Source organism: Pseudomonas fluorescens (assembly GCF_001307275.1).
Lineage (GTDB): Bacteria > Pseudomonadota > Gammaproteobacteria > Pseudomonadales > Pseudomonadaceae > Aquipseudomonas > Aquipseudomonas fluorescens_AA.
In genome coordinates, this window is the sequence record NZ_CP012831.1 from 1540202 (window position 1) to 1552142 (window position 11941).

Genomic DNA, 11941 nt, shown 5'->3' on the forward strand with positions numbered 1-11941 from the left:
CGATATTGCGAACACCCCAAACAACTGTGGGAGCGAGCTTGCTCGCGATGGCGCCAGTTCAGCCAACATTGAAGTGACTGACACTACGCCTTCGCGAGCAAGTCCGCTCCCACAAGGGATTGGCGTTGGAATGCCGACAGTGCGAACACCCTAAAACAACTGTGGGAGCGAGCCTGCTCGCGATAGCGTCAGTTCAGCCACCATGAAGTGACTGACACTACACCTTCGCGAGCAAGCCCGCTCCCACAGGGTCAATGCAGGGTTTCAGAGTTCGCCGAGGGCTTCGATCAGGGCCTGGTTCTGCTCCGGTGTGCCAATGCTGATCCGCAGGAACTGGGCAATCCGCTCCTGTTTGAAGTGCCGCACGATCACCCCCTGCTCCCGCAGTTTCGCCGCCAACCCTGCCGCATCGTGCCGGGGGTGGCGGGCGAAGATGAAGTTGGCCGCCGAGGGCAGCACTTCAAAGCCCTTGGCTTCCAATTGGGTCACGACCCATTCACGGTGCTCGATGACTAACCGGCAGGTCCGGTCGAAATGCTCGCGATCATCGAACGCCGCCGCGCCGCCGACGTTCGCCAGGCGATCCAGCGGGTAGGAGTTGAAGCTGTTCTTGATCCGCTCCAGCGCTTCGATCAGGTCCGGATGCCCCACCGCCAGGCCCACGCGCAGCCCCGCCAGCGAGCGGGATTTGGACAATGTCTGGGTCACCAGCAGGTTCGGATAACGATCCACCAGGCTGATGGCCGTCTCGCCGCCGAAGTCGATGTAGGCCTCGTCGACCACCACCACCGAATCCGGGCTGGCCTTGAGGATCCGCTCGACCGCGTCCAGCGCCAGCAGGCAGCCGGTGGGCGCGTTCGGGTTGGGGAAAATGATCCCGCCGTTGGGCTTGGCATAGTCCGCCGGATCGATCCGGAATTGTTCATCCAGCGGCACGGCGTCGAACTGGATGCCGTACAACCCGCAATACACCGGATAGAAGCTGTAGCTGATGTCCGGGAACAACAGCGGCTGGTCATGTTGCAACAAGCCGTGAAAAATGTGCGCCAGCACTTCATCCGAGCCATTACCCAGGAACACCTGGTTGCTCTGCACGCCGTAGTAGCGGGCCACGGCGCCTTTGAGCAGGTCACTGTTGGGGTCCGGATACAGGCGCAGGTTGTCGTTCAGTTCGGTCTGCATCGCCGCCAGGGCCTTGGGCGATGGGCCGTAGGGGTTCTCGTTGGTGTTGAGCTTGACCAACCGGGTCAGCTTCGGTTGCTCGCCCGGCACGTAGGGCACCAGGTTCTTGACGAACGGGCTCCAGAATTTACTCATTTCAGTTCCCCTGCCCTTCAACGGATTGCTCATCAAGAATACGGTACTCGGCGCTGCGGGCGTGGGCGCTCAGCGATTCGCCACGGGCCAGCACCGAGGCGGTCTTGCCCAGTTCGGAAGCCCCCTGCTCGGAGCAGAAGATGATCGACGAACGCTTCTGGAAGTCATACACCCCCAGCGGCGACGAAAAGCGGGCGGTGCCGGAAGTCGGCAACACGTGGTTGGGCCCCGCGCAATAATCGCCCAGTGCCTCGCTGGTGTGGCGGCCCATGAAGATCGCGCCGGCGTGGCGGATCTGTGGCAGCCAGGCTTGCGGATCGGCAACGGACAATTCCAGGTGTTCCGGCGCGATGCGGTTGGCGACCTCGATGGCCTGCGCCATGTCATCGACCTTGATCAGCGCCCCACGGCCGTTGATCGAGGTGTTGATGATCTCGGCGCGGTCCATGGTCGGCAGCAGCTTGTCGATGCTGGCGGCGACCTTGTCGAGGAACTCGGCGTCCGGGCTGACCAGGATCGCCTGGGCGTCTTCGTCGTGCTCGGCCTGGGAAAACAGGTCCATGGCGATCCAGTCCGGATCGGTCTGGCCGTCGCACACCACGAGGATTTCCGAAGGGCCCGCGATCATGTCGATGCCGACCTGGCCAAACACGTGGCGCTTGGCGGTGGCGACATAGATATTGCCCGGCCCGACCACCTTGTCCACCCGTGGCACGCTTTCGGTGCCATAGGCCAGCGCAGCCACGGCCTGGGCGCCGCCGATGGTGAATACCCGGTCCACCCCGGCAATGCAGGCCGCGGCCAGCACCAGCTCGTTGATTTCACCCCGCGGGGTCGGGACGACCATGACCACTTCGGTCACGCCGGCGACCTTGGCCGGGATGGCGTTCATCAGCACCGAGGACGGATAGGATGCCTTGCCGCCCGGCACGTACAGGCCGGCGCGGTCCAGCGGCGTGACTTTCTGGCCCAGCACCGTGCCGTCGGCTTCGGTGTAGCTCCAGGAGTCCTGTTTCTGCCTTTCGTGATAATCACGCACCCGCGACGCGGCTTTTTCCAGGGCTTCGCGCTGGGGCACGGTGATCCGGGTCAGGGCCAGTTCCAGGCGCTCGCGCGGCAGGATCAGGTCGGCCATGGACGCCACTTGCAGGCCGTCGAATTTCTGGGTGAATTCCACCAGTGCCGCATCGCCACGCTCGCGCACCGCCTTGATGATGTCCAGCACCCGCTGATTGACCGAGTCGTCAGACACGCTTTCCCAGCTCAGCAGATGATCCAGATGATGTGCGAAATCCGGATCGGCAGCGTTGAGTCGGCGAATCGAAGTGGGAGCGGTCATAGCGAGGGCCTCATTAATGGCAAATGCTCAGGCGCCCTAAGCTACCAGTCCATTCGCGTGGGCACCTGAGAAAATTGGCTATGACACGGATAGACGGGCGCGACTCAAGGTCGCGCAGGTGAATCAGCCGCGGTGTCGCGATTCCACTGCCTTGCGCAGGGTATCGATCAGAGCCTGGATACGAGCATGCTGCATTTTCATCGACGCCTTGTTGACGATCAGCCGGGAAGTGATGTCAGCAATGAAATCCTGGGGTTCCAGACCGTTGGCCCGCAGGGTGTTGCCGGTGTCGACCACGTCGATGATCTTGTCCGCCAGGCCGATCAGCGGCGCCAGCTCCATCGAACCGTACAGCTTGATGATGTCGACCTGACGGCCCTGCTCGGCGTAATAACGCTTGGCAATGTTGACGAACTTGGTCGCCACGCGCAAACGCCCCTTGGGCTCCGGCGCGCCGACTTTACCGGCGGTCATCAGCTTGCAACGGGCGATCCGCAGGTCCAGGGGCTCGTACAGGCCCTGGCCGCCGTACTCCATCAGCACGTCCTTGCCGGCAACGCCCAGGTCGGCGGCACCGTGTTCCACATAGGTCGGCACATCGGTGGCACGCACGATCAGCAAGCGCACATCGGCCTGGGTCGTGGGGATGATCAGCTTGCGGCTCTTGTCCGGATTCTCGGTCGGCACGATGCCCGCTTCAGCCAGAAGCGGCAGGGTGTCGTCAAGGATGCGGCCCTTGGACAGTGCGATGGTCAACATGGGAAACGTCAGTCCTTATCAAGGTACTCATGCCCGGTCGCAAACGGCGCCGGACACACATCGAGGGTGCAAACACCCTCGATAAAACGAAATCAACGGACGCGTCCCTGCGCCCATGCAGCCGGAATTAGCCCGGCACGCGTCGGATCTTGGCGCCGAGCATCTGCAGTTTTTCTTCGATGCACTCGTAGCCACGGTCGATGTGGTAGATGCGGTCGATCAGGGTATCGCCTTCGGCAACCAGGGCCGAAATGACCAGGCTGGCCGACGCCCGCAGGTCGGTGGCCATGACTGGCGCGCCCTTGAGCTTCTCGGTGCCAGTGACGATGGCCGTGTTGCCTTCGACCTGGATCTTGGCGCCCATGCGGTGCAGCTCGTAGACGTGCATGAAGCGGTTTTCGAAGATCGTCTCGATGACCGCGCCCGTGCCTTCGGCAATGGCGTTGAGGGAGATGAACTGCGCCTGCATGTCGGTCGGGAACGCCGGGTATGGAGCGGTCCGCACGTTGACAGCCTTGGGCCGCTTGCCGTGCATGTTCACTTCGATCCAGTCTTCGCCGCAGGTGACTTCGGCACCGGCTTCCTTGAGCTTCTCCAGGACGGCTTCGAGGATGGTCGGATCGGTGTCCTTGACCTTGACGCGGCCACCGGTGACGGCAGCGGCCACCAGGTAGGTGCCGGTTTCGATCCGATCCGGCATCACCTTGTAGGTGGCCGAATGCAGGCGCTCGACGCCATCGATGGTGATGGTGTCAGTACCGGCACCGCTGATCTTGGCGCCCATGGCGATCAGGAAGTTCGCCAGGTCGACCACTTCAGGCTCGCGGGCAGCGTTTTGCAGCACGCTGCGGCCCTTGGCCAGTGCGGCGGCCATCATGATGTTCTCGGTACCGGTCACGCTGACGGTATCGAAGAAGAAGTGCGCGCCGCGCAAGCCGCCTTCCGGCGCCTTGGCCTTGATGTAGCCACCTTCGACGTCGATCACCGCGCCCATGGCTTCCAGGCCGCGGATGTGCAGGTCCACCGGACGCGAGCCGATGGCGCAACCGCCAGGCAAGGCGACTTCGGCTTCACCGAAACGGGCGACCATCGGGCCCAGTACCAGGATCGACGCACGCATGGTCTTCACCAGCTCGTACGGGGCGATCAGGGTCTTGATGGTACGTGGGTCGATCTCGACGCTGAGCTTCTCGTCGATCACCGGCTCGATGCCCATGCGGCCGAACAGCTCGATCATCGTGGTGATGTCGTGCAGGTGCGGCAGGTTGGCCACGGTCACAGGACCATCGCACAGCAGGGTTGCGGCCAGGATTGGCAGGGCGGAGTTCTTTGCCCCGGAGATACGGATTTCGCCATCAAGACGAACGCCGCCGGTAATAATCAGTTTATCCATAAGAATCTCGAGGCCCTTGGGCTCAGGTGCGCTCGGCCCAGGCCGCGCTGCTGAAAAATTTCATCGTGACCGCGTGGATGCTGCCATCGGCAATCCATGGGTTCAAATGGGCATAGATGCTCTGCTGACGCTTCACTGGGCTCAATGCCGCCAGTTCATCGCTGATCACGTTCAGCTGGAAGTTGCAGCCTTCGCCTTCAACTTCCACCTGCGTACCAGGCAGCTTTCCTTCAAGGAAGCTCTTCACTTCTACAGCCTGCATGCTCAACCTCAATCGGCGCCCTGTGCGCGCGGGTCGCACATCATACAAAAAAGCCCCGCGCCTGCGAACCCCGCGAAGCAGGACTCTGACGGGGGGACTTTTCCAACAATGTGGTCAGGAGTGCGCCAACAGCTCGGTCAGCTCGCTGACCTGGGCTATTTCGCGCATGTCTTCGGGCATCCCACGGATGCTCCACGTTTTGCCGGCCGCCTTGGCGTCCCGCATGAAGCACAGCAGCAGCGACAAGCCGACACTGCTGGACTTCTGCACCGCCGAGCAGTCAACGACCACCTCGGCGGCACCGACGGACTTGATCAGCGCCTGGCCCTGCTTGCGCAAGGCCGTGCCGGTGCGGTAGTCCAGCACGCCACTGAGCAGCAGCTCACCGGCGCCGCCCAGACGAACGGCCGACTCACTCACCGACTCGATCATTGTTCCTGCTTCTCTTTGGCTTCTTCGGTCACTTCCTTGGCCTTGGCGACTTCACCGGCCCAGCCGTCGATGGTCTTGTCCAGGTCGTTGCCATTGCGCTGCATCGCGTCAGCGAACTGATCGCGGAACAGCTTGCCAATGTTGATGCCGTTGATGATCACGTTGCGCACTTTCCACTCGCTGTTGATCTTCTCCAGCGTGTAGGACACAGGGTAGACCGCGCCATTGTTGCCCTTGACCTGCATGTCGACGCTGGTGCGGGTGCCGCTTTCGTCCTTGGCCGGGGAAACGGTGATGCCCTGGTTGTTGTATTCCAGCAAGGCGTTGCCATAGAACTGCATCAGGCTGCGCTTGAAGTTCTCCTGGAAGCGGGTCATCTGCGCCGGGGTTGCCTTGCGCGAGTACTTGACGGTCATGATGCTCTTGGAGATGCCATCGGCGTCCACCACAGGGCCGACGATGCCATTCAGCGCGTCATAGAACGCGCTGGGGTCCTGCTTGTATTTCTCTTTATTGGCGGCAAGGTCCGCCAACAACCGGGTGGTCGTGTCCTGGATGATGTCATGGGCCGAAGGCGCGGCCACTGCGTTGGCCATCAACGGCAGCGCCGCGAGCAGCACCAACAGGCTACGTCGCAAGATAGAGATCATTCAAAAGCTCCTCATTTGGCGTCTTTGCTAACGGTATTGAGCAGGAATTTACCGATCAGGTCCTCGAGCACCAGGGACGACTGCGTGTCATGGATGACGCCGCCGTCCTTGAGCACGGTGTCTTCCCCTCCCACGCTGATGCCAATGTATTTCTCGCCCAGCAGCCCGGCCGTGAGGATAGATGCAGTGGAGTCAGTCGGCAGGTTGTCCACGCGCTTTTCCAGCTGCAGCGTCACCCGACCGGTGAAATCCTCGCGGTTCAGATCGATTGCCGTGACCTTGCCGATGGTCACACCGGCCATGGTCACCTTGGCTCTGACCGTCAAACCGGCGATATTGTCGAAGTTGGCATAAAGTTTATAAGTATCGGTGCTTGCCGTCGGCGCCAGGCCACTGACCCGCAAGGCCAGCAGCAGCAAAGCCAGGATGCCAGCCAGCAAGAAAAGGCCGACACCGATTTCCAGGGTGCGGTTTTGCATCAGAAATCTCCAAACATCAAGGCGGTCAGAATAAAGTCAAGGCCCAGGACCGCCAGCGAGGCGTACACCACGGTCTTGGTTGTGGCACGGCTGATCCCCTCTGAAGTGGGCTCACAGTCATAGCCTTGAAACACGGCGATCCAGGTCACGACGAACGCGAACACGGCACTTTTGATCACGCCATTGAGGACATCGTCGAGGAAGTCGACGCTGTTTTGCATGTTCGACCAGTAGGACCCTTCATAGACCCCCAGCCAGTCGACGGCCACCCAGGAGCCGCCCCAGATCCCCACGACGCTAAAAATCATCGCCAGCACCGGCAGGGAAATGAAACCGGCCCACAGGCGCGGGGCAATGATGTACTTGAGTGGGTCGACACCGATCATTTCCAGGCTGGACAACTGCTCGGTGGACTTCATGTTACCGATTTCAGCCGTCAGCGCCGAACCGGCTCGCCCAGCGAACAGCAGCGCCGTCACCACGGGGCCCAGCTCGCGCAGCAGCGTCAGGGCGACCATCTGCCCGACCGCCTGCTCCGAACCGTAGCTGGACAAAATGCTGAAGCCCTGCAGCGCCAACACCATGCCAATGAAGATCCCGGAGACCACGATGATCACCAGGGACATCACGCCCACCGAGTGCAACTGCTTGACCAGCAGGCCAAAGCCGCCGCCTGTCGCGTTGCGACCGAGCAGGGCGTGCATCAGGAACAGCGAGGAACGGCCCAGCACCGCCACCACATCGATGCCGGAGCGACCAAACAGACGAACTCTTTCCAACAGTGACTTCTTGCGCATCAGCGCTTCCCCAGCAGATCGGTACGGTAATCCGTGGCCGGAAAATGGAATTCCACCGGGCCGTCCGGATCACCCTTCATGAATTGGCGAATACGCGGGTTGTCCGAATCCGCCAGTTCCTGCGGTGTGCCCTGCCCCAGCACCTGGCCATCGCCGACCACATAGATGTAGTCGGCAATGCTGGCGGTTTCGGCCAGGTCATGGGAGACCACGATACTGGTGATGCCCAGTGCATCGTTGAGCAGGCGGATCAGGCGCACGAGTACACCCATGGCGATCGGGTCCTGGCCGACGAAGGGTTCGTCGTACATGAGGATCTTCGGATCGAGGGCAATCGCCCGCGCCAGCGCGACCCGCCGCTTCATGCCGCCGGACAGCTCGTCCGGCATCAGGTCGATGGCGCCACGCAGCCCGACGGCCTGCAACTTGAGCAGGACGATGTCGCGGATCATTTCTTCCGGCAGGTCGGTATGGACCCGCAGCGGAAACGCCACGTTCTCGAACACATCGAGGTCGGTGAACAGCGCGCCGCTCTGGAACAGCACGCCCATGTGCTTGCGTGCATCGAACAGGTCGCTGCGAGACAACTGGGGAAGATTCTGGCCATTGACCCAGACTTCGCCGGCGCTGGGACGCAACTGCGCGCCTATCAGCCGCAGCAGCGTGGTCTTGCCACACCCGGAGGGCCCCATGATGCCGGTGACCTTGCCCCGTGGTATGCGAATATCGATGTCATTGAAAATGCTGCGCGTCCCTCGCTTGAAGGACAGTCCCTTCAGCTCGACCGCGTAGGCGTTGTCGGCACTCATCTAAACTCCTTGCGATGCAGCCTCACATTCGAATGCCCTGGGCAGCCGACAAGCGCCGGCACCGCCGGGCACGCGAACCGGCGGCGAACTATATCACTGCAACAGCCAAGCGCCCAAGGCCAACGCCCCGCCCGTTAAGCCTGGCTTAAGGTAAAAGCCACATTTTATGTCAAACGTTGCGGCCCCTTGAACAAAGCATGACGAACTTACGTGAGGGAATTGTTCATTACCGCTATAATCGCCGCCTTTTCATCGGGCTATACGATTTCAGACATGAGCCAATCCAGCGACCTGATTCAATCGGCACAACGTACCATCCGCCTCGAGCTCGAAGCCGTGCAAGGCTTGCTGCCCCATATCGACGCTGATTTCGTACGCGCCTGCGAGATGATTCTGGCCAGCAAGGGCCGCGTCGTCGTGGTCGGCATGGGCAAGTCCGGGCACATCGGCAACAAGATCGCCGCCACCCTCGCCAGCACCGGCACCACGGCCTTTTTCGTCCATCCGGCCGAAGCCAGTCATGGCGACATGGGCATGATCACCCGGGACGACATCATCCTGGCCCTGTCCAACTCCGGCTCCACCAACGAGATCATCACCCTGCTGCCGCTGATCAAGCGCCTGGGCATCCAGTTGATCAGCGTGACCGGCAACCCCGACTCGCCGCTGGCCAAGGCCGCCGAAGTGAACCTCAATGTGCATGTCGAGCACGAGGCCTGCCCATTGAACCTGGCGCCAACCTCCTCCACCACCGCGGCCCTGGTCATGGGCGACGCCCTGGCCGTGGCGCTGCTGGAAGCCCGGGGCTTCACCGCGGAAGACTTCGCCTTTTCCCATCCCGGTGGCGCCCTCGGCCGTCGCCTGCTGCTGAAAGTCGAAAACGTGATGCACGCCGGCCAGGAACTGCCACAGGTCGTGCGCGGCACGCTGCTCAAGGACGCACTCATGGAGATGACCCGCAAGGGCCTGGGCATGACGGTTATTCTCGAAGCCGACGGCAAGCTCGCCGGGATCTTCACCGACGGCGACCTGCGTCGCACCCTGGACCGCACCATCGACATCCACAGTGCGACCATCGAGCAAGTCATGACCCCCCACGGCAAGACCGCCCGCGCCGAGATGCTCGCCGCCGAGGCCCTGAAAATCATGGAAGACCACAAGATCAGCGCCCTGGTGGTCGTCGATGACGAAGACCGTCCGGTGGGCGCCCTGAACATGCACGATCTGCTGCGTGCGGGAGTCATGTAAATGAACACAGACCTGTTGCAACGTGGCAAAGCCATCAAGCTGGCCGTGTTCGATGTGGACGGCGTGCTGACCGACGGCCGCCTGTACTTCCTCGAAGACGGCAGCGAATTCAAGACTTTCAACACCCTCGACGGCCAAGGCATCAAGATGTTGATGGCCGCCGGCGTACAGACCGCTATCATCAGCGGCCGCAAGACCCCGGTGGTCGAACGGCGTGCGAAGAACCTCGGCATCCCGCACCTTTACCAGGGACGCGAAGACAAACTGGTGGTGCTGGACGAGCTTCTGGGTCAACTCAACCTAAGCTATGAACAGGTGGCCTACCTCGGTGACGACCTGCCAGACCTGCCGGTGATTCGCCGGGTCGGCCTGGGCATGGCGGTCGCCAACGCGGCCAGCTTCGTGCGCGAGCATGCCCACGGCATCACCACGGCGCGAGGTGGCGAAGGTGCTGCCCGCGAATTCTGTGAACTGATCCTGCGCGCCCAGGGCCGCCTCGAAGCGGCCAACGCCGCGTACCTGTGAGCCATTTATGCTGAGCAAAAAGATTCGCACCATTGTGGTGTTTGCCTGTATCGCGGCGATTTTCGCCGCGGTGGGCTATTGGAACATCAGCCCCGAACGGTTTCTCGACCAGCCTGCGGCCCAGGTCGAGGAACGGATCGACTGGTACGCGACCAACACCCATACCCTGCAGTACCTGCCCGACGGCAAAGTGCAGTATGAGATGACGTCCGACAAGGTTGACCACGTAAAGGCCACTGACATTACGCTGGTCACCAAGCCGGACCTGAACATGTTCCGCGGCACCGAATTCCCGTGGCACGTGCAGAGCGAGCACGCCGAAGTCAATTCCGGCGGCACCGAAGTGGAGCTGATCGACTCGGTACGCGTCGCCCGAACCGACGAGAAAAACCGCACGACCATCATCACCAGCACACGCATGACCGTGTTCCCACAGCAAGAATATGCGCAGACCGAGCAACCCGTTAGAATCGACGGCGCCGGGGGTGTATCGACCGGCACGGGCATGAAAGCGTATTTGAAGGAAAGCAGGATACACCTGCTATCGAACGTAAGAGGACAGTATGAAGCTCGCTAAAACCCTCCCTATTTTGCTCAGTCTGGGCGCAGCACTGGGAAGCGCGAGCGCCTGGGCTCTTCCCAACGACCGCGACCAGCCTATCCGCATCCAGGCCGACGACGCCCAACTCGACGACAAGAATGGCGTCGCCACCTATAAAGGCGACGTGATCATCACCCAGGGCTCGATGAAGGTCACCGGCAACACCGTGACCATCACCCGCACCCCGACCGGCGATATCGATGTGGTGACCTCGGTGGGCAACCTGGCCTATTTCGAGCAACTGCAAACCGCGGGCGATACCAAGCCGGTACAGGGCTACGGGGTCACCATCCAATACCACGCCTCCCAGGATCGCGTGGTCCTGATCGACCGTGCCAAGGTCGTCGACAAGGACAACAACGTCACCCAGGGCGAGAAAATCGTCTACGACACCGTCAAGAAACTGGCCAGCGCCGGCCGCGCCACCGGCAGCAAGGTGACCGAGCAGCGTCCGCGGATCGACATGGTGATCCAGCCTAAAAAGAAAACCGAGCAGAAGGCCCAGTAATGGCAACTCTGAAAGCCCAGCACTTGGCCAAGAGCTACAAGGGCCGGCAAGTCGTGCGTGATGTCAGCCTGTCCATCGACAGCGGCCAGATCGTCGGCCTGCTCGGCCCCAATGGCGCGGGCAAGACCACCTGCTTCTATATGATCGTCGGCCTGGTCCAGGCCGATCAGGGTCGCGTGCTGATCGACGACCTGGATGTCAGCCACCAGCCGATGCACGGCCGGGCGAAGGCCGGTATCGGCTATTTGCCGCAAGAAGCGTCGATCTTCCGCAAACTGTCGGTTGCCGACAACATCATGGCGATCCTCGAGACCCGCAAGGAGCTCGACAAGGCCGGCCGTCGCCAGGAGCTGGAAAGCCTGCTGCAGGAATTCCACATCAACCACATTCGCGACAACCTGGGCATGAGCCTGTCGGGCGGCGAACGGCGCCGTGTGGAAATCGCCCGCGCCCTGGCCACCGCACCGAAGTTCATCCTGCTCGACGAACCGTTCGCCGGCGTGGACCCGATCTCGGTGGGCGACATCAAGCAGATCATCCATCACCTCAAGGCCAAGGGCATCGGCGTGCTGATCACCGACCACAACGTGCGCGAGACCCTGGACATCTGCGAAACCGCCTACATTGTCAATGACGGCCAATTGATCGCCGAAGGTGACTCCGCCGCGATCCTGGCCAACGACCTGGTCAAGGAAGTGTACCTGGGCCATGAGTTCCGCCTGTAAGCACACATGTCTGGCGAATTGCCCGGGCGTCGTTTAATTTTATTATGGCGACGCTCTAGGCAAACACTTCGGTTTCAGGCATATAATTTGCTTAAGT

15 protein-coding genes are annotated in these 11941 nt (G+C 61.6%); 5 read left to right on the plus strand and 10 right to left on the minus strand.

The genetic code is table 11. The features are described from left to right. Nucleotides 1-264: 264 nt before the first annotated feature. The 10 genes from hisC to AO356_RS07015 all read right to left on the minus strand — a co-directional run bounded on the left by hisC (nt 265) and on the right by AO356_RS07015 (nt 8237). Nucleotides 265-1317 (minus strand): histidinol-phosphate transaminase, encoded by a 1053-nt coding sequence (gene hisC, locus AO356_RS06970; RefSeq protein ID WP_060739148.1) that lies wholly within the window; start codon nt 1315-1317, stop codon nt 265-267. A 1-nt stretch (nt 1318) separates the two neighbouring features. Beyond that, on the minus strand, nt 1319-2656 hold the full coding sequence (gene hisD / locus AO356_RS06975; RefSeq protein WP_060739149.1) for a histidinol dehydrogenase: 1338 nt from the start codon (nt 2654-2656) through the stop codon (nt 1319-1321). Between the two features lie 123 nt (nt 2657-2779). Further along, nucleotides 2780-3415, minus strand: coding sequence for an ATP phosphoribosyltransferase (hisG, locus tag AO356_RS06980; protein ID WP_047228656.1), 636 nt, complete (start codon nt 3413-3415; stop codon nt 2780-2782). A gap of 127 nt (nt 3416-3542) precedes the next feature. Then, complete coding sequence (murA, locus tag AO356_RS06985; RefSeq protein WP_018614024.1) at nt 3543-4808, minus strand: UDP-N-acetylglucosamine 1-carboxyvinyltransferase; 1266 nt, start codon at nt 4806-4808, stop codon at nt 3543-3545. Between the two features lie 22 nt (nt 4809-4830). After that, nucleotides 4831-5070: a BolA family protein gene (locus tag AO356_RS06990; protein ID WP_007953556.1), complete on the minus strand. Its 240-nt coding sequence runs from the start codon at nt 5068-5070 to the stop codon at nt 4831-4833. 114 nt (nt 5071-5184) lie between these two features. Next, entirely contained in the window at nt 5185-5490 is a 306-nt protein-coding gene (locus tag AO356_RS06995) for an STAS domain-containing protein (protein ID WP_060743079.1), read from the minus strand. A gap of 8 nt (nt 5491-5498) precedes the next feature. Then, entirely contained in the window at nt 5499-6152 is a 654-nt protein-coding gene (locus AO356_RS07000; RefSeq protein ID WP_060739150.1) for an MlaC/ttg2D family ABC transporter substrate-binding protein, read from the minus strand. An 11-nt stretch (nt 6153-6163) separates the two neighbouring features. Then, nucleotides 6164-6631, minus strand: coding sequence for an outer membrane lipid asymmetry maintenance protein MlaD (gene mlaD / locus AO356_RS07005; RefSeq protein WP_003178020.1), 468 nt, complete (start codon nt 6629-6631; stop codon nt 6164-6166). Beyond that, complete coding sequence (mlaE, locus tag AO356_RS07010) at nt 6631-7428, minus strand: lipid asymmetry maintenance ABC transporter permease subunit MlaE (protein ID WP_060739151.1); 798 nt, start codon at nt 7426-7428, stop codon at nt 6631-6633. Before mlaE ends, mlaD begins: the two co-directional genes overlap by 1 nt. Further along, nucleotides 7428-8237 (minus strand): ATP-binding cassette domain-containing protein, encoded by an 810-nt coding sequence (locus tag AO356_RS07015; RefSeq protein WP_060739152.1) that lies wholly within the window; start codon nt 8235-8237, stop codon nt 7428-7430. The genes mlaE and AO356_RS07015 overlap by 1 nt, the downstream gene beginning before the upstream one ends. A 273-nt stretch (nt 8238-8510) precedes the next feature. On the opposite strand from AO356_RS07015, the gene AO356_RS07020 reads away from it, so the two are divergent. The 5 genes from AO356_RS07020 to lptB are packed head-to-tail and all read left to right on the plus strand — an operon-like array spanning nt 8511 to nt 11844. Beyond that, nucleotides 8511-9485: a KpsF/GutQ family sugar-phosphate isomerase gene (locus tag AO356_RS07020; RefSeq protein WP_060739153.1), complete on the plus strand. Its 975-nt coding sequence runs from the start codon at nt 8511-8513 to the stop codon at nt 9483-9485. After that, nucleotides 9486-10010, plus strand: a complete 525-nt coding sequence (locus AO356_RS07025; RefSeq protein WP_060739154.1) for a KdsC family phosphatase — start codon at nt 9486-9488, stop codon at nt 10008-10010. 7 nt (nt 10011-10017) lie between these two features. Further along, a complete protein-coding gene (lptC, locus tag AO356_RS07030) occupies nt 10018-10587 on the plus strand; it encodes an LPS export ABC transporter periplasmic protein LptC (RefSeq protein WP_060739155.1) in 570 nt (189 codons plus the stop codon). Further along, complete coding sequence (lptA, locus tag AO356_RS07035; RefSeq protein ID WP_060739156.1) at nt 10574-11119, plus strand: lipopolysaccharide transport periplasmic protein LptA; 546 nt, start codon at nt 10574-10576, stop codon at nt 11117-11119. Before lptC ends, lptA begins: the two co-directional genes overlap by 14 nt. Continuing rightward, the gene (gene lptB, locus AO356_RS07040) at nt 11119-11844 is read left to right on the plus strand and encodes an LPS export ABC transporter ATP-binding protein (RefSeq protein WP_060739157.1); all 726 of its coding nucleotides are present in this window, start codon (nt 11119-11121) and stop codon (nt 11842-11844) included. The genes lptA and lptB overlap by 1 nt, the downstream gene beginning before the upstream one ends. Nucleotides 11845-11941 lie beyond the last annotated feature (97 nt).